Annotated in this window: 19 protein-coding genes and 1 pseudogene; 3 read left to right on the top strand and 17 right to left on the bottom strand. The window is 69.4% G+C overall.

The genetic code is table 11. The features are described from left to right. Positions 1-55: 55 nt before the first annotated feature. Genes WPS_RS04535 through WPS_RS04520 form a run of 4 tightly spaced genes read right to left on the bottom strand, consistent with a single transcriptional unit; the run spans position 56 to position 3,178 of the window. On the bottom strand, positions 56-820 hold the full coding sequence (locus WPS_RS04535; RefSeq protein ID WP_317996663.1) for an ABC transporter permease: 765 nt from the start codon (positions 818-820) through the stop codon (positions 56-58). After that, positions 820-1,539 (bottom strand): ABC transporter ATP-binding protein, encoded by a 720-nt coding sequence (locus WPS_RS04530; protein ID WP_317996662.1) that lies wholly within the window; start codon positions 1,537-1,539, stop codon positions 820-822. Before WPS_RS04530 ends, WPS_RS04535 begins: the two co-directional genes overlap by 1 nt. Continuing rightward, complete coding sequence (locus tag WPS_RS04525) at positions 1,536-2,339, bottom strand: metallophosphoesterase family protein (protein WP_317996661.1); 804 nt, start codon at positions 2,337-2,339, stop codon at positions 1,536-1,538. The genes WPS_RS04530 and WPS_RS04525 overlap by 4 nt, the downstream gene beginning before the upstream one ends. After that, on the bottom strand, positions 2,276-3,178 hold the full coding sequence (locus tag WPS_RS04520; protein ID WP_317996660.1) for a hypothetical protein: 903 nt from the start codon (positions 3,176-3,178) through the stop codon (positions 2,276-2,278). The genes WPS_RS04525 and WPS_RS04520 overlap by 64 nt, the downstream gene beginning before the upstream one ends. Before the next feature lie 229 nt (positions 3,179-3,407). Here WPS_RS04520 and WPS_RS04515 point away from each other — a divergent pair. Continuing rightward, positions 3,408-3,818, top strand: a pseudogene (locus WPS_RS04515) (Uma2 family endonuclease); the annotation flags it as partial. A gap of 15 nt (positions 3,819-3,833) precedes the next feature. Here the strand turns inward: WPS_RS04515 and WPS_RS04510 are convergent. The 4 genes from WPS_RS04510 to WPS_RS04495 are packed head-to-tail and all read right to left on the bottom strand — an operon-like array spanning position 3,834 to position 10,267. Continuing rightward, positions 3,834-6,596, bottom strand: coding sequence for a bifunctional YncE family protein/alkaline phosphatase family protein (locus WPS_RS04510; protein WP_317996659.1), 2,763 nt, complete (start codon positions 6,594-6,596; stop codon positions 3,834-3,836). A gap of 58 nt (positions 6,597-6,654) precedes the next feature. After that, on the bottom strand, positions 6,655-8,097 hold the full coding sequence (locus tag WPS_RS04505) for an aminotransferase-like domain-containing protein (protein ID WP_317996658.1): 1,443 nt from the start codon (positions 8,095-8,097) through the stop codon (positions 6,655-6,657). Positions 8,098-8,130: 33 nt separating this feature from the next. Next, positions 8,131-8,817 (bottom strand): response regulator transcription factor, encoded by a 687-nt coding sequence (locus tag WPS_RS04500; protein WP_317996657.1) that lies wholly within the window; start codon positions 8,815-8,817, stop codon positions 8,131-8,133. A gap of 1 nt (position 8,818) precedes the next feature. Continuing rightward, a complete protein-coding gene (locus WPS_RS04495; protein WP_405054929.1) occupies positions 8,819-10,267 on the bottom strand; it encodes an NAD-dependent malic enzyme in 1,449 nt (482 codons plus the stop codon). A gap of 127 nt (positions 10,268-10,394) precedes the next feature. Here WPS_RS04495 and WPS_RS04490 point away from each other — a divergent pair, with 127 nt between their 5' ends. Then, a complete protein-coding gene (locus WPS_RS04490; protein WP_317996655.1) occupies positions 10,395-11,351 on the top strand; it encodes an adenylate/guanylate cyclase domain-containing protein in 957 nt (318 codons plus the stop codon). A gap of 17 nt (positions 11,352-11,368) precedes the next feature. Here WPS_RS04490 and WPS_RS04485 read toward each other — a convergent pair whose 3' ends face one another. Next, on the bottom strand, positions 11,369-12,715 hold the full coding sequence (locus tag WPS_RS04485) for a TldD/PmbA family protein (RefSeq protein WP_317996654.1): 1,347 nt from the start codon (positions 12,713-12,715) through the stop codon (positions 11,369-11,371). Then, positions 12,708-14,111 (bottom strand): TldD/PmbA family protein, encoded by a 1,404-nt coding sequence (locus tag WPS_RS04480; RefSeq protein ID WP_405054928.1) that lies wholly within the window; start codon positions 14,109-14,111, stop codon positions 12,708-12,710. The genes WPS_RS04485 and WPS_RS04480 overlap by 8 nt, the downstream gene beginning before the upstream one ends. Before the next feature lie 288 nt (positions 14,112-14,399). Between WPS_RS04480 and WPS_RS04475 the strand changes: the two genes are divergently transcribed. Next, a complete protein-coding gene (locus WPS_RS04475) occupies positions 14,400-14,798 on the top strand; it encodes a hypothetical protein (RefSeq protein ID WP_317996652.1) in 399 nt (132 codons plus the stop codon). A gap of 162 nt (positions 14,799-14,960) precedes the next feature. Here the strand turns inward: WPS_RS04475 and dacB are convergent, their stop codons facing one another. From dacB to WPS_RS04440, 7 genes are all read right to left on the bottom strand, one after another. Further along, positions 14,961-16,430, bottom strand: coding sequence for a D-alanyl-D-alanine carboxypeptidase/D-alanyl-D-alanine endopeptidase (gene dacB, locus WPS_RS04470; protein WP_317996651.1), 1,470 nt, complete (start codon positions 16,428-16,430; stop codon positions 14,961-14,963). Then, positions 16,427-18,967, bottom strand: coding sequence for a M1 family metallopeptidase (locus WPS_RS04465; protein ID WP_317996650.1), 2,541 nt, complete (start codon positions 18,965-18,967; stop codon positions 16,427-16,429). The genes dacB and WPS_RS04465 overlap by 4 nt, the downstream gene beginning before the upstream one ends. Continuing rightward, positions 18,964-19,506: an MmcB family DNA repair protein gene (locus WPS_RS04460; protein ID WP_317996649.1), complete on the bottom strand. Its 543-nt coding sequence runs from the start codon at positions 19,504-19,506 to the stop codon at positions 18,964-18,966. The genes WPS_RS04465 and WPS_RS04460 overlap by 4 nt, the downstream gene beginning before the upstream one ends. After that, entirely contained in the window at positions 19,503-21,041 is a 1,539-nt protein-coding gene (locus tag WPS_RS04455; protein WP_317996648.1) for an ArnT family glycosyltransferase, read from the bottom strand. Before WPS_RS04455 ends, WPS_RS04460 begins: the two co-directional genes overlap by 4 nt. Continuing rightward, positions 21,038-21,859 (bottom strand): SDR family oxidoreductase, encoded by an 822-nt coding sequence (locus WPS_RS04450; RefSeq protein WP_317996647.1) that lies wholly within the window; start codon positions 21,857-21,859, stop codon positions 21,038-21,040. Before WPS_RS04450 ends, WPS_RS04455 begins: the two co-directional genes overlap by 4 nt. Positions 21,860-21,917: 58 nt before the next feature. Beyond that, the gene (locus WPS_RS04445; RefSeq protein ID WP_317996646.1) at positions 21,918-23,039 is read right to left on the bottom strand and encodes a copper amine oxidase N-terminal domain-containing protein; all 1,122 of its coding nucleotides are present in this window, start codon (positions 23,037-23,039) and stop codon (positions 21,918-21,920) included. A gap of 103 nt (positions 23,040-23,142) precedes the next feature. After that, on the bottom strand, positions 23,143-26,682 hold the full coding sequence (locus WPS_RS04440; protein WP_317996645.1) for an efflux RND transporter permease subunit: 3,540 nt from the start codon (positions 26,680-26,682) through the stop codon (positions 23,143-23,145). Positions 26,683-26,793: the final 111 nt, after the last annotated feature.

Raw genomic sequence — 26,793 nt, 5'->3', positions numbered from 1 at the left:
CGACCGTAGCGACGGGCGCCGACCGCGGGAGGGTTGCAGACGGGCGGCCCCGCCCTCAGGTGCGCAGCTTGTATCCGGCGGCAGTGAGGGAGAGCGCCACCGCGAGCGCGGCGGCGGCGAGCACGGTCACGATCGCAAGCGCGACGCCCAGCGGTTCGTCGCCGGTCCCGGTGTAGCTGTACCGGAACGCGTCGATCATGTGGAACATCGGGTTGACCAGCGAGATCTTCTGCACGAGCGGCGGCAGGAATTGCGTCGAGGTGAACACGCCGCCGACGAAGACCAGCGGCGTGATGAAGAACGTCGTGAGCACCGCGATGTGGTCGAATTTCTCCGCCATCAGCCCGAAGATGACCCCGAGCGCCGAGAACAGTACTGCGACCAGCAGGATCGTCAGCACGTAGAGTCCCCAGTTGATCGGCGCCGTGTGCACGAAGACGATCCCGAGCAAGGTGATCAGCAGCGCGATGAAGAGCGCGCGTACCGCGCCCGCGACGACGTAGCCGAACACGATCTCCGCCGCCGAGAGCGGCGCGATCAGCAGTTCCTGAATCGAGTTCATGAACCGTCCCTGGAACACGGAACTGGAGCTCTCGCTGTACGTCTGATCGATGACCTGCAGCATGATGAGGCCCGGGATCAGGAACTGCGCGTACGAGACGCCCTGCACGTTGTGGATGCGGCTTCCGAGCGCGAGGCCGAACACGAAGACGTAGAGCAGCGTCTGGATCACCGGCGGCCAGATGACCTGGTTGATGATCGAGAACGTGCGGACCATCTCGCGCTTCACCAGCGTCTCGAAGCCGACGAAGTTCGTCATCAGCGGCGCGTCAATTCGAGGAAAACGTCCTGCAGGTTCCCTTCGCCGACCAGCCGGCGCGTCGTCTCGAGCGCGACGAGTTTTCCCGACTGGATGATCCCGATGCGGTCGCACAGTTCCTCGGCCTCTTCGAGATAGTGCGTCGTCAGGATGATCGTCGTTCCCTTGGTGTTCAGCTCGCGCAGCAGCGACCAGAGTTCGAGACGAAGCTCGACATCGACGCCGGCCGTGGGTTCGTCGAGGATCACCAGCCGGGGCTCGTGGATCAGCGCGCGCGCCAGCGTCAGCCGCCGCTTCATCCCGCCCGAGAGGCGGGTGTACGGCTGTTTCGCCTTCGAGGTCAGGTCGAAGCGTTCGAGCAGCAGATCGGCGCGCTTGGCGACGGCCGCGCCGCGCTGACCGTAGTAGCCGGCCTGATAGATCAGGACGTCGCGGATGTTGAGATAGCGGTCGAAGTTGTATTCCTGCGGCGCGACGCCGACGAGTGGGCGAGCGGTGCGCCAGTCCCGCTGGACGTCGTGGCCGAAGAGCGCGATCGAGCCGCCGGAGATCTTCGCCAAGCCGACGATCGCGTTGATCGTCGTCGTCTTCCCCGCGCCGTTCGGCCCGAGCAGTCCGAAGAACGCGCCCTCTTCGACCTCGAACGAGATGCCGTCGACTGCCGTGAACTCGCCGTAGCGCTTGATCAGTCCGTCGATTTTGAGTGCCGGAACGCTCACGGTATCAGGGAACCCGGCGCACCGAGTTTTGGATACCGGTGCCGCCGCAGCGTCGCGACGTGCTTGTCGAAATCGGGCATCCCGCTGCGGCGCACTTGCCGCGCGACCTTCTTCACGTTGAAGTCGACCCGGCGCGGCTGCACTTCCCAGCCGTCGGCGCGGCGCGTGAAGATCGTGTAGTGCGCGCGCGGATCGCCGTCTTTCGGGAGTCCCGCCGAAGCGACGTTCACCAGCATGCGCCCGCGCCACACGCGCACGTACGGCAAATGCAGGTGACCGAACGCGATCGTGCGCTGCGGGACGCCGGCGAAGAGGCGCTCGAGCTGCGCGTCGTCGGCGTCCGGCCACACGTGCTCGTCGTCGTTCTTCGGGTTGGCGTGACAGATCAGCAGGCCGTTCTCGTCGTTGCCGAACTCGATCGTCAGCGGGAGTTCGCCCAGCCAGATCGACCACTCGCGGCCGATCTTCTTGCGCGCCCAGCGCACCGCGCGAGCATCCTCCGGATCGAGCACGGTGATGTCGGAAAGCGCGATCATGCGATCGGTGTTGCCGCGCAGCGAGCGCACGCCCTCGGCCCGCAAGCGTTTGAGCACGGCGCGCGGTTTCGGACCGTCGAGACAGAGATCGCCGGCGGCGACGATGACGTCGGCGCCGCCGCGCGACCGCAGATCCGCAAGGCAGCGTTTGAGCGCGTGCTGGTTTCCGTGCAGATCGGAGAGGACCGCGATGCGCAGGCTCAGCCTCGTTTCACGGCGAGCGCCAGCGAGAACGGGCCGAATCCCGCTTTGCCGAACTCCCACAAGTCGATCGCGTCGACTGCGATCTTCGCCCGGCGCATGATCGCAATCGACTCGCGGAAGCGCAGGTTCGCGATGACGCGCCGTTCGCCGACGGGGAGTACGCCCGCGGCGAACTCTTCGCCGCGCGGCAGCGCGACGACGCGTACGCCGGTGACCTGCGCGAGGTCGACACGATCGGGCGCGGCGAGCACGAGATCGCTGCCCACGACGGCGAACACGTCGCGCAGGCGCGGGACGTCGTTCGCGACCGCGAGTTCGACGACGGTCATCCCCTGCTGCGCTGCGATCGCCTCGAGCTGGCGGCGGCCGAGTTCGTTCGACCGCGGCCGCAGGCCGGCGCCCGCGAGCGGCACGCCGACGTAGACCCGGCCGGGGCCGAGCGCGACGTCGGTTCCGTCGAGCACGCCCGGCGCCTCGATGCGCCCAGCGATCGGGATCCCGAGCTGGCTGAGATACCGCTCGATCTCGGCGACCTCGCCGCGCCGCTCGATCTGCGACGGCCGCGCGATGACGGCTCCCTGCGGTAGCACGATCGCGCAGTCGGCGACCAGCGATTCGGTGGGAGAACCGGTGTGCGAGACGAGCTCGTGCACGCCGACCTTGTGGTCGCGCAGCGTCCCGACCAGGATCGCGTGCTGTTCCTGCGCGCGGTCGGCGATCGGCGAGGGCTCACCCTTGATCGGCGCAAGCCGGTCGACGGCCGCCGACGGACGCAGCACCAGGCACGCGGTCAACGCGCCTGCATCGGACGAGACGAACGGCGGAGCGAACGATTTCACGGTCACGACCGGTTTGCGTTCGCCGCCGAGCCGGGGCAGTCCCCACTCCGCCGAGCGCACCGCAAGGCGGTCATCCCGCGCTCACGAATCCGAAGCCTCAGCGAGGTACGCTGCCGTGCGTGATATGGAGAGCGCGATCGAGGTCCCCTTCCAGCGACCGATTCTTCGGAAGAATTCGAACGGATGGCGGGCGCGGGGATTTTCGGCCCTGAAGAACGCATCGAACTGCTGAACGGCCGGCTGCGCACGATGCCGCCTCCGAGCCCGGAACACGGTTGCCGTCACGCGGCTCGTCCGGATCCTGATCGAGGCGCTCGGCGCCGATGTGACGATCACCGCGCAGAACTCGGCCCGGTTGAGCGCCCTCTCGATACCGCAACCCGATATCGTGATCGCCCGCGGGCCGGACGAGCGGTACGCGCACGCGCATCTGGAAGCAGCCGACATCATCGCCGTCGTCAAAGTGTCGTTTGCGACGCGGTCCTACGATCGCGGCGAGAAGCTGCGCGCGTATGCCGACGCCGGCATACCCAAATATTGGATCGTCGACGTCACGCGCGGAACCGTCACGGTCTGCACGCAGCCGCGCGACGGCGCGTACGCGTCGGTATGCACCGTTTCAAGGACCGAACGCGTGGCGCTCGCCGCGTTCCCGGATGCCGTCATCGCGGTCGCGTCGATCGTTCCGCGACACGGCTGATCTCGCCACGCGCCTTCAGCGCAGGACGGCGAGCGCGGCGTCGTAGAGTGCGTCTTGTTCCGCCCGGTAGCGCGCCGCCGGAAGCGCTGCCCGCCGCGCCGCCAGGGCGTCGGCTTCGCGCGAGAGCGTGACGATCCGCGCGCCGCGAGCGCTGTCAGCGTCGGGACGCGTCTGGTCGGTGCGCGCAAGCAGCGCGGCGATGCGCGTGCCCTCTGCGCTCGCGGTTTGGGCCGGCACCGGAATCGCGGCGTACGGCGCCGCGTCGCCGCCGCGCGCGGTGAAGAAATCGCTCATATCGGTCGCGAGCAGATCGCCCAGCGCGAGCCGGCCGAGGCCCAAGAGCTGTTCGCTCGTCTTGAGGATGCTGACGGTCGAAAGATGGCGCGTGCTCGTGTAGTGCCGCTTCACGAACGGTCCGGCGACGATCGTGTAGGTGCGGTAGACGTCGATGTGATCGCGCGATGACTGTCCGTCGTCGGGCGCTACGAAGAGCGCGGTGTGCTTCCACGACGGCCGGTGCGAGAGGTAATCCACGATCGTTCCGAGCGCGCGGTCGCCGTCGGCGACTTCCTCGGGAAGCGGCGGGATGTTGCGGCCGAAGCCGCCGTGATCGGCGGGGAGCCAGATGTACGTGTAGCGCGGCTCGCGCCCGCGCGCGGCCAGCGCGCCGTAGTCGCGGATGAACTCGCGCGCGCGCCGCTCGTCGCGGATGCGCAGGTTCCAGCCGGGATAGTTCGGATCGACGTTGTCGGCGAGGACCGCCGGCGCCGGAACGTCGAGCGCGTAGAGCCCGCCCAGCCCCTGCGTCGGCGCCTCGCGGTCATCGACGCCCGCAAACGCAGGATCGTCGGTCTTCGGATCGGCCGCGCCGCCCTCGTCATACCCGCTGACGCGAATCAGATCGCCGTAGTCGCGGAACGGGACGCGCTTGCGCGCGAGCGCGTTGAAGACGTAACCCAGCCGGGGATAATCTTCGGGATCTTCGTTCTTGTTCACCAGCGGCGTGCGGCCGTTCTTGTCGAACAGGGTGCGCTCGCTGTACAGCGTCGCCATCCCGCCCGCGAAGAACTGATGCCCCGCGTCGGATTCCTCGGCGTCGGCGAACATGTTGACGGCGAGGCCGTAACGCTCGGCGAGCGCGTGCAGATTCGGCGTCACGCTGCGCCCGAACGCGACCAGCGACGGATCGCCGTAGGGCGGCCCGAGATCGCCGAGCATCGCGTCGAACGTCTTGTTCTCCTCGAGGATCACGACGACGTGCGTGATCCCCTTCGGATACGTCACCGGCGCGGTCACGACGCGGCGCGTGTTCGCGAGCGTCGTCAGCGTCGCGCTGCCGAGTCGCACGGCGCTCAAATCGACCTTCTGCAGCGTCGACCACACCGCGTTGGCATCCGCCGCCGGCGGGTCGCCGGTGAAGTTCGGATCGTGGCCGTAGCCCTTGGTGTTCGCGACGAACAGCGTGCGGTCGTCGGCCGAGAGCGCGAGCGCCGTCGGATACCAGCCGGTAGGGATCAGCCCCAAACGATGGAGGCGGACGGGATCGCGGGCGTCGATCACGGCGACCGCGTTGAGCCCGGCGAGCGCGACGTAGAGACGCGACCCGTCTTTGGAGAGTGCGAGCGCCGCGGGCTGCGTCCCGTACGGGCCGCGGTCGAACAGGCGGAGTTCGGTTCCGCCGACCGCGTGCGGCGTCCCGTTCAGCGCGACCGTCGCGATGCGATCGACGTTGGTCATCGCGACGTACGCGTAGGCACCGTCGGGCGTGGTCACGATCGACGTCGGATGCGCGCCGCCGACGGTGCGCATCCCGTCGGGCGCGGGATCCATCGCCAGCGCGGCGTTCGCGAACGGGGGCGCGGATTGCGGGAGCGCCGAGAGATCGCCGCCCGCGGCGAGCGGGACGAACGAGAGCGACGATGCGCGCTGCACGTCCCCGGCGACGGTGCGAAACGGCGGTACCGGTGCCGTCTGCGGCATCACCGCGTAGCGCATCAGCCCTTCGTTGCTCACGATCAGACGGTCGCCGGCGAGCGCCGCACCGAATGGGAAAAATCCGACCCGCGCCGCCGGGCCGCTCAACGTCCGCGTCGCCGTGTCGATCGCGCTGACGGTTTCCGCCGCTTCGTTCACCACGTACGCGCGGCGATTGTCTTTTGCGAGGACGAGCGTACCGGGAAAGCTGTGTCCCTGGTCGGCGAACGCCGGCTCCACCGGCGCCGGCATCGCGATGACATGGCGGGCGTCGGGCGCCAGCTTTCCGTTCGCATCGAGGGTGAACGCGTACACGACGTTGGCCGGACCGCCCGACGCGAGCACGAGCGTGCGAGCCGGATTCTGCGGATCGGGAAGCGCGGCGACGCCGACCCAATACCGTTCGTCGGCGGCGTGATAGCGGGTCACGACCTGCATCGTCGCAACGTCGACGACCGCGAGCGAATAGCCGCCGACCGCGTTCGCATCGACGAGGGAGTGTACGCTGCCCTCCCGTTCGTCGTCGCAGGTGACGATCGCGAACCGGCCGTCGGGCGTGAGCGCGACGCCGAGCGCGTTCATCCCGGTGAGGACGCTCGTTCCGGCCGGCGTGACGATGCGCCCCGAGGGGAGCACCGCATCAAACGTCGCGCCGTGCAGATGGCCGGCCGGGACGTTGCCCGCCGGCGCCGCATACGAGACGGTGCTTTTCGGCGCCGGGCGGCGCTTCGCGGCCGAGACGGTCCATGGCGTCGCGAGCACGAGCAGGGCGAGCGCCGACGCGAGAGCACGCGGAAAGGTCACGGCGCGCGAGGTTCCGCCCGCATGCGACCGGTTCCGCCCTGCGCCTCGTCATGCTGACTTAGGCGAGCGCGCGGCCCAGCCGCTGCGCCGCTTCGCGCAGCGCGTCGTCCTGCAGGTCGCCGAAGGAGAGGCGCAGGGCCGGCGGTCCGGTGCGCGTCGGATAGAACGGGTCGGCCGGCATCACCAGCACGCCCTCGCGTGCGCAGCGCTCGAACGCGGCCTGCGTCGAAAGGCGCTGCGGCAGCCGCAGCCACACGTTCGTCCCAGCCTGCGGCGGCGCGACCTCGGCCCAGGGCAGCGCGAGCGCGAGCGCCTCGACGAACAGATCGCGGCGATGACGGTAGAGCCCGCGCGCCGACTTGAGGTGACGCGGATACGCGGGCGCGCGCAGATAGCGCCAGAGCGCGCGCTGCGTCAGCGTCGAGGTGAACGAATCGGTCCGCACCTTCGCCGCCTCGATCGAATCGCGCAGCGCTCCCTTCACGCGCAGATACCCGATGCGCAGCGCCGGGAAGATCGACTTCGAGAGCGACTCCATCATCACGACGCGACCCTCCGGGTCGTAGGCGGCGAGCGGCGGCGGCGCGGCGGCGTCGTAGGCGAACGTCCAGCCGGTCTGGTCTTCGAGCACGACGACGTCGTAGCGCCGCGCGAGTTCGACGATCGCGCGGCCGCGCCGCGCCGGGAGCACGGTTCCGGTGGGATTCTCCGCGATCGGGCAGATCGAGAACAGCCGCGGGCGGTACTCGGCGAAGACGCGCTCGACGTCGTCGATGCGCACGCCGTCCGCGTCGCTGCGCACCTCGACGTACGACACGCCGCGCGCGTCGAAGACGCCCAGCGTCCCCGGATAGGTCGGCGATTCGGACGCCACGACCGCGCGTTCGGTGAGCAGGACGCTCGCGATCAGATCCGCGGCCTGCTGCGCGCCCGAGGTGACGATGATCTCGCCGGCGCCGGCGTCGCAGCCGCGTGCCGCGAGACCCTCGGCGAGCGTCGCGCACAGGTCGGGATCGCCGGTCGACGCGCGATACTGCATCAGTTCGGGCTTGTCGTCGGCGAACGTCCGCTGCATCGCGCGCGCGAACTCCGCCATCGGAAACGTCTCGGGCGCGGGGTGCGCGCTCGCGAGCGAGATCACGCCGGGGACGCGCGCCTCGGCGAGACGCTCCATCACGCCCTCCATCCGCTCCCCGCGCGCGAAGCGTCCCAGCGACGGTTCCCACGTACGCGCGAACGGGGCGTCGTCGTGCGGGCCGCGCGCCGTCACGAAGGTCCCGCGACCGGCGCGCGAGGTGACGCGCCCGCGCGCCGCCAGCGTCTCGTACGCCTGCGAGACGGTGACGAGCGCGACGTCGAGATCGTGCGCGAGCGTGCGTATCGCCGGCAGCCGTTCGTCGGGCGCGAGCTCGCCGCGTTCGATCGCCGTCGCGAGCGCGTCGGCGATCTGGACGTAGAGCGGGCGCGGATCGCGCGCGTCGAGCGCGATCGCCGGGATCATCGGCGGCTGCGCAGGCTGCGGGCCGGCGCGGTGCTACTTCTCGTCGAGCCGGTAGCCGATGCCGCGCACCGACGAGATCGCGAGCGCCGCGTCGACCTCACCGAGCTTCTTGCGCAGCGCAGCGACGTGCACGTCGACGACGCGCGTCGGAACGCCCGAGACGTCGTTCCACACGCGTTCGAGGATCTGCGCGCGCGTGAGCAGCTTGCCGACGTTCTCTGCGAGATACCACAGCAGGCGAAATTCGAGCGCGGTGAGCGTCACGCTCTTCCCGTTGGCGTCCAGGGTGTGGAAGTCGCGGACCAGCGTCGCGCCGCCGAGCTGCAGGCGGCCTTCCTGATCGGTCCGGCGCGAGCGCTCGCGCCGGCGCAGGAACGACTGCACGCGCGCGACGAGCTCGTTGCCGGAGAACGGCTTGCGGATGTAGTCGTCGGCGCCGAGCCCGAGACCCCGCAGGACGTCGTTCTCCCTCGCGTGCGAACTCACCATCAGAATGAACGCGTCGGACGAGTTCGCAAGCGAGGTGCAGACGTCGAGTCCCGAGATGTCGGGAAGCTCGACGTCGAGCAGGACGATCGACGGCTTGAACACGGGCTCGGCTTCGAGCCCCGCGGATCCGGTGCTGGCGACGCGGACTTCGTAGCCTCCTCGCTCCAGGATCATTTTCTCGAACGTTGCGACGTCCGCATCGTCCTCGATGATCAGGATCCGCTCGGCCACATCAACTCCTCACCGGCTCCGCGGCCGCTTCGTCGTCCGGCATCAGCAGTTCGCGCCGGGCGACGCCGTCGTCGATCGCCGCCTGCGTCACCGCCTGCGCGACCGCGTCGACCACCCTCGTATCGAAGACGCTGGGGATGATGTACTCGGCGCTGCGCTCGTCGCCGACGATCCCCGCGATCGCGCGCGCGGCGGCCAGCTTCATCCCTTCGGTGATCTTGCGCGCGCGCACGTCGAGCGCGCCGCGGAAGATCCCCGGGAAGGCCAGCAGGTTGTTCACTTGGTTCGGGAAGTCGCTGCGGCCGGTCGCGATCACCGCCGCGTAGCCGGCGGCTTGATCGGGCATCACCTCCGGCGTCGGATTCGCCATCGCGAACACGATCGGATCGCGCGCCATCCCGCCGATCCATTCCGGCTGCAGAATCCCCGGCGCGCTGACGCCGATGAACACGTCGGCGCCGACCAGCACGTCCTTGAGCGAACCGCGGCGGTTCTGGCGGTTCGTGTGCTCGGCCAGCCACGTCCAGTGCGAGTTGTCGTAGTGCTCGTCGCGATTGAGGGCGCCGCCGCGATCGACGGCGATCACGTCGCGCACGCCCGCGGCCAGCAGCATCTTGATCGTCGCCGTCCCGGCCGCGCCGCTCCCGGTGAGGACGATCGTCAGATCTTCCATCCGTTTGTTGACCACGGCTGCGGCGTTCATCAGCGCGGCGAGGATCACGACGGCGGTCCCGTGCTGGTCGTCGTGCATCACCGGGATGTCGAGCTCTTCGACCAGCCGGCGTTCGACTTCGAAGCAGCGCGGCGCGCTGATGTCTTCGAGGTTGATCCCGCCGAAGATCGGAGCGATGCGCCTGGCCGTCTCCACGATCTCATCGACGTTCTTCGTGTCCAGGCAGATGGGGAAGGCGTCGATATCCGCAAACTGCTTGAACAGCATGCACTTGCCTTCCATCACCGGGGCGGCGCCGTAGGGGCCGATGTCGCCGAGGCCGAGGACGGCCGTGCCGTCGCTGAGAACACAGACCGTGTTGCGCTTGATCGTCAGCGCGTAGGCCTTCGCAGGATCGTTCGCGATCGCGCTGGAGACCCGTGCTACGCCCGGCGTGTAGACGGTCGAGAGATCCTGACGCGTCTTCACCGGGCGGGTGATCCCGGTGCGGATCTTTCCGCCGAGATGGGCGAGGAAGGTCGAGTCGGAGACGCTGAGGACGCGGACGCCGTCGATTTTTTCGATCGCCTGCCGGACCGCGTTCGCGATCGCGTCGCTGTTGACGGTGACCGTGACGTCGCGGACGATCGTCGTTTTGCCGACGGTCCGGGTGTCGACGGCGCCGACCATCCCGCCGGCATCGCCGATCGCGGAGGCAAGCGTCCCGAACGACCCGGCCGTATTCGGCGTCTCGAGCCGCATGACGAGTTGGGTGCCGATCGAAGGAGCGGTGGCCATCAGGATGGCGGTACGGTATCTTTCGGCGAACGTCCTATGAAATGAGCACGCCGATTCGGGTGCAAGCAGGCAAGGAAGTGGGCGGTCGACCGTCGACGCCGGGTCGCGTTCTCTGCATGCTAGGACCATGACCTCGGTCACAGCAGCGATCGCAGGGTCGCTGGGGACCCTTGCCGTCGTCGCGGCGGCGACCGGTCCGGCGCTTCGGCGCCGGCGCGAGACCATCGAAGCGGCGGCTGCCGCAGCCCTGGGTACCATCGCCGCCGTGTTGGACGTCGAGGGCGTGCTGACGGGTGTCGTCGTCCTGCTCGGAGGCGCAGGCGCCGCACGCTACGCGCATGCCGTGATCGCGGCGAAGCGCGACCGGCCTTCGCAGTTGTGGGCGGCGCTCGAACGGGAAAGCGCGGCGAAGGGCCGCTTCCTCCCGCGCACCCTCGTCGACCGCCTGGGCCGCGCTTCGCTCGCCGACGTCGCGCTGGGCGACCGTGCGACCGAACAGATGACCGTGCTGCTCGCCGACATCCGCGACTCGACCTCGCTCACCGAGACGCTGACCTCGGAACAGGCGTTCGTGCTGATCGCCGAGTTCTTCGCCCGCTCCGCCCGCGTCATCCGCGATCATCGCGGCAGCGTCGACAAGTATCTCGGAGACGGCTACATGGCGCTGTTCCCGCGCCGCGTCGAAGACGCGATCGACGCGGCGATCGCGCTGCAGGATGCCGTGCGCGAACTCAACCGCGACGGGCTCGGGCCGCCGATCCAGATCGGGATCGGCCTGCATACCGGACCGGTGACGTTCGGAACCGTCGGCGACGCGCGCCACATCGACACGACGGTCGTCTCCGACACCGTCAACACCGCCAAACGCGTCGAAGGGCTTTCGAAGCGCATGAGCGTCGCGGTCGTCGGCACCCAGGAGGTCGTCAACGCGCTGCGCGACGCCGATCGCTACGTCGTGCGGCCGCTCGGCGCGCACATCGTCCGCGGCAAACGCGATCCGATCGACGTCTTCGGCTTCGAGCACGTTGCGCTGGTGCGGCGCATCAACACGTACCAGACCTCGTCATCCGCACGTACGCGCTGACACGCTCGGTCGCGTGATCACGTCCCGCTGATCTGCATCTCCGCGACGCGGAACGACGGCGAGACGATCGTGCCGTCGAAGCGTAGGTCGCCCGCGACCGCGTCGATCGCCGCGAGCATCTCGGGGAACGTCGACGAGATCGTGAACTCGTCGACCGCATGCTGCGGCGCCCCGTCTTCGATGTAGATGCCGCGCGCGCCGCGGCTGTAGATCCCGCTCGCGTGTTCGGTCGCGAAGCCGATCGTATCCACGATCAGGATGCCGCGTTCGGTCTGCGCGACGAGATCGTCGAGCGTCCCCGTGCCGGGGATCAGGAAGAGATTGCTCGGCCCGACACCGCCGTTCGCCGCGTTGCCGGTCGACGCGATCCCGAGCCGCCGTCCCCAGTACGTGTCGCTCAGATACGTGCGCAGCACGCCGCGCTCGAACGCAACGGTCTCGCGCGTCGCAACGCCCTCGGCGTCGAACGGCGAACTTCCCAGACCGCCGCGCAGGCGGCCGTCGTCGACCATCGTGACGCGTTCGCTCCCGATCCGCTCCCCGACGCGGTCGGCGAGCCACGAGTTGCCGACCGCGACGTTCGCCGCGCTGAGCGCGGCGAACACGTCGCCGAGGACCGACGCAGCGACGTCGCGCTCGAAGATCACCGGGACGCGCATCGTCGGCGGCTTGCGCGCGCCGACGAGCGCGACGGCGCGATGCACCGCGTGCAGTGCAACCGCCTGGGCCGGCTCCGCCGTCGCCCAGCCGCGCGCGGCGGTCCCGTAGTGGCCGATCCGCTTCGCCTCGCCGTCGTGCACCACCGGCGACGCCGAGCGCGTGACGCTCGTCCCCTGCGTGACGCCGCGGAACCCGCGCGAGTTCGCGATCGCCCACGACGCAGTCGCGCTGCGCACGCGCGAGCCGTCGGAGTTGGCGACGCGCGCATCGGCGTCGCGAACGAGCCGCTCCATCAGCATCGCCTCCTCGATCTTCTCTTCGTCGCCGCGCGCCGCGACGTCGTCGGCGACGGTGAACAGATCGTGATCGCAGACGCCGTCGGACGGCGCACCGTCGGGGAGGCCGGCATGCGGGTCTTCGCCGACGAACGCCGCCGCCGCGACGGCGCGCCGTGCGAGCTCCGCGACGCCGGCGTCGCCGAGATCGGTGCTCGAGAACGTCGCGCGGCGCGTCCCGGCGAACGCGCGCACGGCGATCGAGCGGCCGCGCGAGCGCTCGAGTGTCGTCAGCGCGCGATCGCGCGCTTCGCAGTTGAACGCGTCGACGATCGAGACCGTCGCCTCGGCGTCGCTCGCGCCGGCCGCCTGCAGCGCGCGCACCGCCGACTCGGCGATCGCGAGCGCTTCGTCGCGCGGATCAGCCACGAGCGTTGCCGCCGACGGTGCACGACGCCAGCTTCACGGTCGGGATCCCCACGCCGACCGGAACGCGCTGTCCGCCTTTGCCGCAGGTGTACGAGCGGTTTGCCAGCCGGGCGTCGCCGCCGACCATCGTCACCTTCGTGAGCGCGTCGGGGCCGTTGCCGATCAGTGTCGCACCACTCACGGGCGCGGTGATCTTGCCGCCTTCGATCAGATAGCCTTCGGCGATCATGAACACGAAATCGCCCTTGCTGATCTCCACTTGTCCGCCGCTGAACGACGCGGCGTAGAGGCCGCGGTCGATCGAGCCGACGATCTCCTCCGGCGTCGCGCTGCCGCCGAGCATGAACGTGTTGCACATGCGCGGCTGCGGGAGGACGCGAAACGACTCGCGCCGTCCGCTCCCCGTCGACGCGACGCCCATCAGACGCGCGTTGAGGCGATCGTGCATGTAGCCGCGCAGGATGCCGTTCTCGACGAGGACTTTGCGCGACCCCGGAGTTCCCTCGTCGTCGACGGCGACGGTTCCGCGTTCGCCCTCGAGCGCGCCGTCGTCGATCACGGTCACCAGTTCGCTCGCGACGCGCTCGCCGATCCGGCCGCTGTAGAGCGACGTCCCCTTGCGGTTGAAATCGGCCTCGAGCCCGTGGCCGACCGCTTCGTGCAGGAGCACGCCGCCGCCGCCCGGTCCGATCACCACCGGCATCTCGCCGGCCGGGGCATCGGCCGCCGCGAGTTTCGTCGTCGCGATCCGCGCCGATTCGAGCGCGATCGACTCCGGCGTGCGGCCGTCGTAGATCGCGATGCTCGTGCGTCCGCCGTCGGCCGCGTACCCCGTCTCGCGCCGCGTGCCGTCTTTGGCGACGACCTGCACGCCGAGCGCGACGAGCGGACGACGGTCGGTGACGACGCGCCCGTCGCTGTCGGCGATCTGCACATACTGCAGTTCGTCGGTGACGAACGCATTCACCGACGCGACGCGCGGATCGCTGCCGCGGGCGGCGACGTCGGCGCGCGCGAGCAGATCCACGTAGCGCGCGGAGTCCGCCGGATCATCGGCGTGCTCCTCGTAAAGAAGCGGCGCCTGGACGCTCGCCAGCGCGACGACGGCGTCGCGCCGCCGGCCGTCGCGGACGATCAGCGACGCGGCGTCGGCGGCGCGGAGCAGCGCGTCCTCCTCGATGTCGTCGCTGTGCGCGAAACCGGAGCGCTCGCCTTCGACGACGCGGATGCCGGTCCCGCGGACGATCGTCGAGGATGCGGAGCGGATCTGCCCGTCCTCGAGGCGGAACGCCTGCACGAGGCGATACTCGTAGAACACGTCGGCGAAGTCGCCGCCGCGCCGCAGCGCACGCGCGAGCACGCGAGCCAGCAGGTCGGGATCGAGCGCGGTGATCACCGCCGCCCGATTCGTGCCGTTCCTCCCCGCGTCCTCATGAGGCGGTAATGGGCACCTTAAGATGCGCGTAAGGCCGCAGGCGTGCGGCCCGGCGCCGTGCAACGCTGGCGTGCCGTCATGCAGATCGCTCTCGATCGCGCCTTTCGCGCGACGATCCTCGTGCTCGCCGGCGTCGTCGCGCTCACCGCTCGCGCGGCGTCGCGCTCGCGGCGATCGCGGCCGTCGTGCTGACGATCGTCCTGCGGCTGATCTGGAATGCGCTCGCCGAGGCGGCCGAAGAGCGCCGCGGTGTCGTGGCGGACGCTCGCGCTCGCCATACTGCCGCTGACGTCTGCCGGCGTGATCGCAATGGAAGCCTTCGACGTCGTCTCCGCCGGCGGCCGCGTCGACGATCTCGTCGACCTGGTCGGCGGCTCGCCGCTGCTCGCGCTCGCGTGTGTCGCAGCGGCATCCGCGGCGGCGAGGCTGGCGATCCGCCTGCTGCACGCGGTGGCGACGGCGGCGCACCGGTGTCTCGCCTCCGTCATCGTCGCAGTCTTCCAACGCGTTCCGCGCAACCGTGCGCTGCGCGCCGTGCACCGGCGCGGGCTTGCTCCCGCGCACGCGCCGCATCTGCACGCGCGCGCATCCGCGGCTCGCGCGCCGCCTCGGATCCTCGGCCCGTCCGTTCACTCGCACTCGCGCTGAACCAAGACGCTAAGCGCTCAACGCGCTCGCGCCCGCGTCGGCCTACGGTCCGCTCGGGAGCGCCGCCAGCGAACACTACGGCCTGCCGGGGCGCTCGTTCTTCGTCAACCTGGACGCGCGAGTACGCTGAACTCCCGTCAGGATTCAGCGTGACGGCGACGTTCAGCTTCGCGCGAGGACGTCGAGCGCATCGCTGATCCCTTGGTCGACCGGCCCGTCGTCGGCGCGCCGGTCGTTGACGAGGATCGCGAAGGCGACGCGACCGTGCCGGCGCGTATCGACGTAGCCGGTCAGCGCGTTCACGTTCTTGATATGGCCGCTCTTCGCGCGTGCGCGTCCGAGCGCGTCGGTCACCCCGCGCCGCCGTACGGTCCCCTCGATCCCGACCCGCGGAAGCGCGCTCACGAACGCGGGACCGATCCGTTCGGCCGCGACGCGCGCGAGCAGCGTGGCGAGCGTGAGCGGCGCGATACGGTCGGTCGGTGCAAGTCCGCTCCCGTCGACGACGTGCAGGCCCGCGCTGGGCGCGCCGACGCGGTCGAGTTCGGCCCGCTCGACGAGCGCACCGTTCGCCTCGGTTCCGACGCCGCGCGTCGCGCCGACCGCGCGCAGCAATTGCTCGGCGAAGTGGTTGTTCGACTCGAAGAACATCTCGCGCACGATCGTCCCGAGCGGAGGCGAGCGATGCCTCCACAGCACGCTCGGCGCCAGGGGCGCGAGACCGGTCTTCACGCCGCCCTCGATGGTGATTCCGCGCCGGCGCATCATCGCGCGCGCGACCTCCGCGGTATACTGCGGCAGTCCGACGACCGGACGCCAGAACGACTGTTCCGCGTACGGGCTCACGTGCCCGTCGAAGGTGAAGTCGTTGCGCGAAGGATCGCGCTGGATCGTGAGCATCGTCGAGTAGCCCGTCACGAGGCCGCCGCGAACGCGGACCGCATCCGACGGCGGGACGACCTGGATCCGCACCGGCGCGCCGACCGACGTCGGCTCGAGATGAAACTCGACGGTCCCTTGATCGAGCGCGAGCGCGCTGGTCCCCGCTGCGTAGCCGTACTGCAGGTCGTCGGCATCCCAGTCGTGATTCACCTCGGCTCCCGCGAAGACGGACGCGTCGGCGACGAGCGCGCCGTCGACGGAACGCACGCCGGTGCGCGCGAGCGCGGCGACGCCGGCGCGCAGGTCGTCGCGCGTGAGCGTCGGATCGCCCGTCCCCACGAGATACACGTCGCCGTGGAGCGTGCCGTCCTGCGGCTCCGCGAGCGACTCGAACGTCGTCGGAAACCGGAATTGGGGACCGAGCATCTCGAGCGCCGTCGCGCCCACCAGGACTTTGAACGTCGACGCCGGCGTGAACGGGGTGCGCTCGCGGCGCAGGAAGAGCGGGCGGCCCTGCGCGTCGACGATCGCGATTCCGCTGCTCGCCAGCGCCGAGGGGCCGAGCGCGGCGCTCAATTTCGCTTGCAGCGCGCGCATCTCGGCCGCGGTCCAGGCCGGTGCGTGCGCGGCGGCGGCGATCGGCGTCGCCGAGACGCGCGGCGCCGGACGCGGCGGCGGCGCCGGGCGGGCGCACGACGTCAGCACCGCGACGGCGAGCGTCGCGGCGGCAAGCGTACGTCGGCGGCTCACCGAGCGGGCAGTTCGGCGCGCGACGCGCTCAACGTATCGACACGTTCGCGCAACGCGTGCGCCTCGGCACGGAGCCGCTCGAGATCCTCGCGCATCTTGGCAAGTTCGGCGGGTTTTTGCTGTCCCTCCCGCACGCGCTGCGCCGCCTCCTGCGCATCGCGGCGCAGCCGGCCGTCGACCTCTGACGCCGCCAGCGCATCGAGGGACGGCAGCAGCCGCGCGTCGTTGAGTTTCTCGGCCGCGGCGAACGCCGAGACGCGCACCAGGTACGCCGGATCGCGCAGCGCGCGGTCGATCGCCTCGAACGCCGCGGTGCGCACCGGTTCGGCGAGCGTGCCGAGTTCGGCCAGCGCGCCGAGCGCCGCTCGGCGCAGCGCCTCGGGGACGTCGGGCGCGAGCGCGTCACGCAGCGGCGGAAGCGCGCGCTCGTCGCCGAGCGCGCCGAGCCCGCGCGCAGCGCCCGACGCGATCGTCGCGTTCCACGACGGCGTCGTCATCCCGGCGCCCAGCGCGTCGAACGCGCGCGAATCGCGCGTCTTCCCGAGCGCGTGCAGCGCCTCGGCGACGACGAAGTACGAGGCGTCGTCCCGCATCGCCAGGAGCGCCGCCGCGGCGTCCGCGTCGCCGACGAACGTGCCGAGCGCTTCGGCGACGGCGCGCCGGACTTTCGGATGCGCGTGGCGCGCGTTGCCCAGCAGCGCGCGCAGGGCCGCGGGCGCGCGCGTCTCGCCGAGCGCGGCGGCGACCTCTGCCGCCACGCCCCAGAACGGGTCGCCGGCGAGCGCGAGCGCGAGCGCGGCGAGTCCCGTGCGCGTCCCCTCCCTCGCAAGCGCTCGCGCGGCTCGGATCCGCGCGACGGGTGCCGGATCGCCGCGCAGGATCGCGACGTGCATATCGGTGCCGAGCGACCACGTCCACGACGCGAGGATCCAGGCCGACGGGTCGATCCGGATCAGTGCCGGCTCCTGCGGCAGCGGGATCGCGAACGTCTGCGGCGCGCGTTCGACGCGCAGCCGCGTGCGCATCTCGCCGTCGAGCGGCGCGTCGCCGGCATCGGCGGCGGGCACGGCCGGCGCGGCGGTGACGAACGCGACGTCGAGATCGAAGACGTACGCCGGGTGCGCGTCGTCGACGGTCTGCTTCTGCGCGATCGTGACGATCGCCGTCGACCGCTCGGCGTACCAGCGGTACGACGCTTCGAGATCGGGGTGGCCGCCGCGCTCGACCCACTGCGCGAAGAACTGCCGCTGGTTGCGTCCGGTCTCGCGTTCGATCGCACGGATCAGATCGATCGTCTCCACGTTGCGTCCTGCATTGTCGGAGACGTAACGCTTAATCGCGCGCTTCATCCGTTCCCAGCCGAGTTCACCGCGCAGCATGTGCAGCACCGCGCCGCCCTTTTCGTAGAGGTGGCGGTCGAACAGCTCGATGGGATCGCGGTACACGTTGCAGACGATCGGGCGGCGATAGCGCTCGTCGTCCTCTTCGAAATAGCGCTGGGTCGCGGTGTAGACGTCGTACTGGTATTCGTCCCAGCCCTTGTCGGCCTCCAGCCACACCGCCTCGAAGTAGGTCGCAAACCCTTCGTTCAACCACGCCTGCGACCAATCTCGGCAGGTGACGAGGTCGCCGAACCACTGGTGCGCCAATTCGTGCGAGGCGAGAAAGTCGGCCGAGTAGTCGAGGTGCGCGCGCTCGTCGTGCAGCACGCGATCGGTCTGCGTCGTCGCGGCGGTGTTCTCCATCCCGCCGAAAATGAAATCGGCGACCGCAATCTGCCCGTACCGCGCGTACGGATACGGCACGCCGATGACCTGTTCGAATACATCGAGCATCCGCGGCGTCTTGCCGAACGCGCGCTCGCCGTCGGCTTCCCGCCCCGGCAGCGTGTAGTACCAGACCGGGACGCCCGCATGCGGCTGTTCGATCTCACTGAACGGTCCGGTCACCAGCGTCACGAGGTAGGTGGGGTGCGGGATCGCCTGCTCGTAGCGGAATACCGTGTGCGTCGCGCCGGCGGTCCGTTCGACCAGCGCGCCGTTCCCGAGGGCGAAGTGGCCGTTGGGAACGGTGATGCGATGCGACGTCGTCTGCTTCTCGGTCGGATAATCGAAGCACGGAAACCAGTAGCGCGCATCGGTGTCCTGACTCTGCGTCCACGCGTGCTTCGGTTCTGATTCGACGAAGTAGAGCCCGCGCGTCGGGCGCTCGACCCGATAGTCGACGGCGAACACGAAGCGCTCGCCCGCGCCCAGCGGCGGCGACAGTTCGACCTCGAGCGTGCGGCTGGCGGAGCGGAACCGCAGTGCCGCGCCGCTCTCCGCACGCACCGCCGCAACGTCGAGATCGTTCGCGTCGAGGACGAGCCGGTCGACGCCGTCCTCGATCGCGCGCACCGTCGTCGTGCAGGTCGCGTCGAGACGCTGCGTTTCGAGGTCGGGGCGGAGGTCGAGGTCGATGTGCAGCACGTCGACGCGCTTGTCGGGACCGTATTGCGGCATCGCGCCGGGCAACGGGAAGGGACGATGTTCGCTCAAATACCGGCTCCGTCGGTGAAGGTGAGATCGGCGGCCGGAAGCGGCCGTCCGAAGGCGATGGTCTCCAGCAACGCGTGCCATTCGTCGTCGCCGACCGCGTCGCGCAGGCGGCGGGCGGGACGCGACGCGCGCAGCGCGTCTTCGGGCCGGATCGTCCAGCCGAAGCGGCGGTTCGCGATCATCCGCTCGAACGACGGATGACCGTACTCGATCAACCCCACCGCCCCGTCGAGTTCCCAGCGCTGGATAGCGCCGGCCGGCGCGACGAACGCGAAATGCGTGCAGAACGGCAGATACGACTCCCACTTCGTGTCGGCGAGATAGTCGGCGCGCGACGACTTCACTTCGTAAATGCGCACTTGGCGCGTATAGCGTCCCAATCCGATGACATCGAAACGGCAGCCGCCGCAGCTCGGCGCGAACTCGGTTGCGACGTACGGGTACCCGAGCCGCTTCATCCGCTCGCTCGCAAGCGCGCGCAATTCGGCCGTCGTGGTCTTCTTCCCGGCAAGCGCGGTGAGCGGGATGTAATCGATCATCGCGCGGCTCCCACGTGGTCGACCGATGCCTGCGCGACGCCGTCATCCCAGCGCAAGATGCGCAGCGCATTCGGACGCGGCTCGTCGCACCACGTGAGGAAATAGCGCCGCGCCGGCACCGTGTGTCCCGTCGGATCGGTGTAGGAGTACTCGAGCCCGGGACCCGGTTCGATGTGTCCGCACGCGAGCCGGAACCGCCGTTCGAAGTCGGGGCGGCCGGGTTTGGTCTCCGGCCGGCCGGGAACCGCGATCAGCGCTTCCTTGTCGACAAACAGAATGCGCTTGGGATGCATGTCGCGATCGTACCAGCGCTTCGCCTCCTGACCTTGCGCGTTGTAGCCGATGAAGACTGGCGGGATCCCCGCTTCGTAGTCGAGCGACGATGAGAAGCCGTAGCCGTCGGTCACGACGACCGCGTCGTTCGCGTCGGCCATGCGGCGCACGTCCTGTGCGAGGGGCCAGTAGGTGAAGATCTCGAACGGGCCGGTGTTGCGCAGCGTCGAGCCGGTCTGGCGGAACTGCATGTAGAGTTGACCCGGAAACGCCGAGGCCGCGAACAGGAACGGAATCAGCACGGCCGCCGGAACGGCGGCCGCCGTCGCCCACAGCACGCGCGCGCGCTGCGCGAGCGGCGCGAAGGCCGTCCCCATCCCGACGCAGAGGGAGATGTACGGGCCGAAGACCCAGTGAAGTTCGATCCGCTCGTGGAAGTTCAGGAGCACGAGGAGGCCGAGCAGCGGCAGCGCGGTCCACGCGACCAATGCATTGCGCGGACGCATCGCAACGATCGTCGCCGCGACCCACAGACCCGGCGAGTACGCGCCGGCGAGCGCGATGAGGTAGGTGAGCGGCCGGATCGGCGAGGGTTCGGCGACGTGACGCTGCTCGAACGCGAACGCGAACGTCACCCAATGATGCGAGGCGTTCCAGGCGACGAACGGTGCGTACAGCACCGCCGCGACGGCGAACGAGAGCCAGAGTCCTTCGCGCCAGAGCGCGCGGCGCGCCGGTGCGAGCGACCACGCGACGATCCCGGCGACCAGCGCGTAGGCGAACATCTTCGAGAGCAGCGCCGCCGCGAGCGCGACGCCGAGCAGCACGAAGTCGGCGCGCGAGCGCGACTGCATCGCGCGCACCGTGCCGTAGAGCACGCAGGCCCACGCCGCCATCAGCGGCCCGTCGGGCGTCGCGATCACGAACCCCACCGAGAGCATCGGCGTGAGCATCATCGCGAGCGCCGTGACCATCCCGGCGCGCTCATCGCCGGTGAGGCGCCGCGCCGTCGCGGCGGCGGCAAGCGTGGCGATCACGCCGCAGGCAAGAAATCCGAGCCGGATCCAGATCGGGTTCGCCGTCGCCCATGCAAACGGCAGGATCAGATAGGCGACCATCGGCGGATGATCGGCATAGCCAAGCGCCGGATGTTTGGCCCACTCCCAGTAGTACGCTTCGTCGCCGGTCAGCGGAACTTTCGCCGCCGCGATCGCGCGCAGCAGGGTGACGAACGCGACGATCGCCCAGGTCGCGTACTTCACTCGTGAGGTTCCGTGAGTCCGCCGTTCACGCCCAGCACCATCCCGTTGAGAAACCCGTGATCGTCGGCGATCGCAAAGCGCACCGCCGCCGCGACGTCCTCCCACGAACCGGCGTGGCCGGTAGGATTGTTCGCCGCGGTTGCGCGCGCAGCATGACGCCCGGCGTCTTTGTCGCGGATGTCGCCCGGCTCGATGACGTTGACGGTGATGCCGTAGGACGCCTCTTCGAGCGCGAGCGCGCGAGCGAAGGTGACCACGCCGGCTTTGGCGGCGCCGTAGAGCGCCATGCCGCGCGCGGGCAGCGTCACCGACGAGCCGTTCATGCCAAAGTACACCAGCCGCCCGAAACGGCGCTCGCGCATCCCGGGCAGCAGCGCGAACGCCAGCGCGACCGCCGAACCCAAATTTCCGTCGATCATCGCGCGGTACTCGTCGGGCGTGCTGCGCGCGAAGCGCTTTACGACGATCGGGCCGACCGCGTGGACGAGGATCTCGATCGGCCCGCGTTCCCGCTCGATCTCCGCAACCACGCGGGCGGCAGCGGCCGGATCGGCGAGGTCGGCGGCGACGGCGAGTGCGCCCGGATCGTGCTCGCGCGCGAGCGCCAGCGCGGCATCCGCAGGCGTTCCACCGGGGCGGGCGGTCAGAACGACACGGCAGCCGTCGCGCGCGAGGGCGACGGCGATCCCCTTGGCGAGCCCGGCGGCGGCGCCGGTGATCAGCGCAAGGCGAGAGATGACGCACCTTCGGTCTGCACGGCCACGGCCTCTCGTGAGACACGATACCTGCCGCGCCCTGCTCGCCCGTCCCGGACGCAACGAAGCCGGCGTCCTCCGAAGAGAACGACGGCCCCGCGAAACGCAGCGTGCGGGCGGGTTACTGCACGCGCACGTTCAGTTTGACCGGCGTCGCGGCGACGCCGTAATTCGGCTCGGTCGACGTGATCACGATGCCAAGGACGCTTCCGCTCGGCGCGCCGACGTTCACTGCTGAGGAGAAGTTGCCGTTCGCATCGGCCGTCACGGTGTTCTGCACACCCTGGTTGCCGCCGCCGACACCGAGGATCGCGCCGACGACCTGGCCGATGTTCGTTGCCGCCTGCTGCGCGACGCCGACCTGTATGGTCACCGTCGAGCCCGGCACGGTATGTCCGCTGATGGTGAACGCGTTGTGCACCGTCGATCCGGCTGCCGGCGAGACGTTCGTGATCGAGTTCGTTACCGAGGATCCGCCGCCCGTCGTGAACGACCAGCCGCGCTGGAACGATGCGCCCGCGGAGTCTTTGCCCGAGATCCGCACTTCGTGCTTCCCGGCCGGGAGCTCCGGCGGGGTGTACGTGACGCCGCGATCCGAGATGTACGCGCGCGACGTCACGTCGCGGCCGTCGAAGGCCACGTGCACGGTATTCGGATCGACCGTGCCGTTCTCGAACGTTGCCTGGATCGTCGGGCGATTGGCCTGGATCGTCGCGTCGCGGCGCGGCAGCAGGTTGCCGATCGTCACCGGGCTCTCGTTGCCGTTGTTGTTCGCCGCGGGCGGCGGATTCGGCGCCGCGGGCCGGTTGCCGCCGCCGGTCGAGATGGCGACGAGGTTGTTGTTGCCGTCGTAGTTGACCGTCGCGCCGAGCGCCTGCGAGACGAAGCGCAGCGGGACGTACGTCGAGGCGCCGATGATGAACGGCGCCACGTCGACCGTCTGCTGCTGGCCGTCAACGGTCGCTTGCTGAGAACCGATGCGCAACGAGATGTTGTGGCTCCGGCCGGTCGCGTTGATCTGCCCGTTCGAGTAGACGACGGTTGCGCCGAGGTTTTCGAAGACGCCGCGCAGCGGGACGAAGACGCGTCCCGCGCGCGTCGTCGGCGGCGGGTTCAGCGAGATCGCCGAACCGTTGACCGTGACCGAGACCGGACCGGCCGCTCCGGCCGGAACGGCGACGCATGTCGAGAGGAGCGCAACGGCGGCGATCGCCGTCGCACGGTGTGCTGGAGATGAATGCATAGGCTGGAAGGAACCTCCGTGCTTGCGAGTTGCCGAAGGTTCCCTTACCCGGTCCCAGCAGATTCTAAGAGTGTCGGGGCGACGGTGCAGAGGCGGCGAGCGGTCAGTCTCCGACCGCGCCCGCGAGGATCCGCGACTCGGTAATGTCGTCGTCGTCGTGTTCGTGCCGCATCGCGCGCCGATCGGCGCGCAGTTCGAGCCAGCCGACCACCCAGCTGTACACGACCGGAACGAGGAAGAGCGTCAAGATCAGCGAGCTGAGCAGCCCGCCGATGAGCACGGTCCCCATCGACTTGCGGAACTCGGCGCCCTCCGCGATGCCCAGCGCGAGCGGCAGCATCCCGAAGACCATCGCCGCCGTCGTCATGACGATCGGCCGCAATCGCGTCCCGGCCGCGGTGCGCATTGCCTCGACGGCGCGCATGCCGCGCTTGCGCATCGTGTTCGCATAGTCGACGAGCAGGATCCCGTTCTTCGCGACGAGGCCGAAGAGCATGATGATCCCGATCATCGAGAAGAGATTGATCGTTTGATGCGTCGCGGCGAGGCCGAAGAGCGCGCCGACCAGCGCGACCGGGACGGAGAGCATGATCACCGCCGGCGTGAAGAACGAGCCGTACAGGATCACCATCAACACGTAGACGAGCGTGAACGAGGTCAGCAGGGCGAAGCCCATGCTCGACATCGTCTCGGCGAAGAATTGCGAATCGCCCGACGCGCGCAGTGAGACGCCGCTCGGCAGAAAACCGGGACGCGCGACCGCTTCGTTGATCTTCGAGACGATCGGCCCCAGCGTCGTCGCCCCCGGATCGAATCCGCCCGTCACGCGCACGACGCGCTGTTTGTCGAGCCGTTCGATTTTCGTCGGCGCCTTCGCATAGCTGAACGATGCTACGTCGCCCAACCGGTAGATGGAGCCGTCGTTCGCGCGCAGCTTGATGCTCTGCACGTCGCCGAGCCGGTTGCGGTATTCCGCCGGAAGCTGCACGCGCACGTCGACCAGGCCGCTCGCCGTGCGGACACGCGTCGCAACCGCGCCGCCGATCGCGATGCGCGCCGCGGTCGCGGCGGTTCCCGGGCTCACGCCGAGCACTGCGCACTTCGCGCGGTCGATCACGATGTTGAGCCGGTCGGCCTCACTCTCCGCGCCGGTCTGCACGTTGGTGGTGCCGGGGATCGCTCGGATATACGCGGCGAGCTTGTCGGCCGCGCCTTGGATAACGTCTTCTGGACCTGAGAGCGTGTAGAACAACGGGTCGCCGCCCCCGCCGCCGCCGCCGGCGCCGGCGACGTTGAAGACCGCGCCCGGAACGACGCTCGAGAACGCACGGATCTCGTGCACGGCGCGGTTCGTCTCGCGGCGCCGACTCTTGTCCATCCCGGCGTATAGGCGCGCAACGTTGCCGCCGATCGTCGCCCCCCAACCCGCCGGCTTGGTACCGACAGTCGTGATCACTTTCCGCACGCCGTCGACGCCGATGATCTTCGACTCGAGGCGGTCGGCCGCCGCCTGCGTCGTCGCCATCGGCGTCCCCGTCGGATAGGTCAGCGTCATGTAGATCGATCCGTCTTCGGTAGACGGGATGAACTCGGATTCGATCCCGTGGTTGGTGATCATCAGCAGCGCGACGACGGCCGCGATCCCGGCGATCACGCCGCTCACGCCGAGCGAACTCTTCGGACTGACGCGCGGGCGATCCATCATCACGCGTACGAGGAACCACGTCACCAGCGCAAGCACGAGGGCCGCGCCGCCGACCGCGGCGACGATCGCGCCAGCCGAGGGTGCAGCGATGCTCGTGAGGCCGCCGGCGACCGCGAGCACGACGGCGCAGATCGCGGCGATCTTCACGACCTTGCGCGTGCGCGCGAGGCGCGGAAACTGGAGCCGGTCTCCAGCGCGCCCGAGCAGACCCGCGAACGGAATCCACAGCAGGGCGACCGCAATCGCGAGCGCATCGATTCCGAGCGCGATCGGGAACGCGGCGGCGACGAGGACGATCGCGTTGATCAACAGCAGGATGCAGACCGAGATCGTCAGCCAGCGATGGCGCACGACGTACATGAAGGCGATGTCGCGATACCACGCGGTGAGCCGCTCGAAGCCGTACTGAAACCATGCCAGCGAGCGCGGCGGCTCGGGATGACGGCGGCGGACCGACCAGCGCGCCGCGAGCATCGGCGTCAGCGTGAACGAGACGAGCAGCGAGAACAGCGTCGCGACCACGACGACGATCCCGAACTCGATCATGTACTTCCCGACGATCCCGCTCAGGAACGCGATCGGGAGGAACACGACGACGTCGACGAGCGTGATCGCGACGGCCGCGCCGCCGATCTCGCTGCGCCCCGCGATCGCCGCGTCGAACGGACGCTGGCCCATGTCGAGGTGGCGGGTGATGTTCTCAAGCACGACGATCGAGTCGTCGACCAGGATCCCGATGATCAGCGAGAGGCCCATCAGCGAGACGATGTTGAGCGTGAAGTGCAGTTCCCGCATCACGATGAAGGTCGCGAGCAGAGAAGCGGGGATCGCGATCATCACGACGACCGCGTTGCGCCAGGCGTGCAGGAAGAGCATCAGCACGACCGCGGTGAGGACGATCCCTTCGAGCAGGCTCTGGATGACGCCGTTCAGCGACGCCTGCGTGTACTCGGCGGGCGCGTCGATCTCTTCGAACTTGACGGCGGGATAGCGCTTCGCGATCTCGGCGAGCCGCGCGCGTGCGACCTCCGTGGAGTGAATCTCGTCGGAGCGAATGACGCGGTTGACATCGAGGATCACCGTCGGCGAACCATTGTACTTCGAGACGATGCGCTGCTCGACGTGACCGTCTTCGGTCGTCGCGACGTTGCCGATCTTGAGACCGTTCGGATTTGATGCACCGGTAAGGCTCGGCACCGCGAGCGGGATCCCGAGCATGTCGCTCGCCTGCACGATGTCGGAGCGGATCGAGACTTCGGTCTCCCGCGACGGCGAGTCGAGCCGGCCGCCCGGCAAGTTCTGATTGTTGCTGGAGACGGCGCTGAAGACGTCCGGGAGCGTCGCTCCGGTACCCAACAACCGCAGCGGATCGGGGCTGACGTGGAACTCGCGCTTCACCTCACCGCGTGCATCGACGCTCTGTACGTCGGGGATGTGCTTGATCTCCGGCACGATGCGCTGATCGACCAAATCGGAGAGCGCGGTCCCCGAGAGCGACTTCGAACTCAGCGCGAGTTCGAGGATCGGCGCCTGCTGGTCGCCCGCGCTCTTGTCGACGACCGGCGGGTCGAGGTCCGTCGGCATGTACACGCGCGCGGTGTCCACGCGCCGTTGCACGTCGATCGCGGCGAAGTCGAGGTTCGTGTCGAGTTTGAACTGCACGACGACCGATGCACGGCCTTCCTGCGCCGTTGCGGACATGCGGTCGAGGTTGTCGATCCCGTCGATCTGGTCTTCGATGGGCTTGATGACCAGCCGCTCCATCTCTTCGGGTGAAGCACCCGGATACGAAGCCGAGACGACGACGATCGGAAACGTCACGTTCGGGTTGAGGCTGCGCCCCAACTTCTGGAACGAGATGACGCCGAAAACCCCGATGGCGATGAACAGCATCGCAACGATGATGGGGCGCTGGATGGAGAACCGCGTCAGCCACATACGATGAGGACCGTCCTCTCGTCGGTCGACCCGAACTACGGAGGGGGGCTCCCTGATGTTTCGCGCCGTCTCCTAATTCTACCGTTGCCGCGGCCGACGGACCGGCACCAT

This window comes from Vulcanimicrobium alpinum, from assembly GCF_027923555.1.
GTDB classification, from domain to species: Bacteria; Vulcanimicrobiota; Vulcanimicrobiia; order Vulcanimicrobiales; family Vulcanimicrobiaceae; genus Vulcanimicrobium; species Vulcanimicrobium alpinum.
This window is presented reverse-complemented; position numbering and strand designations above follow the sequence as displayed.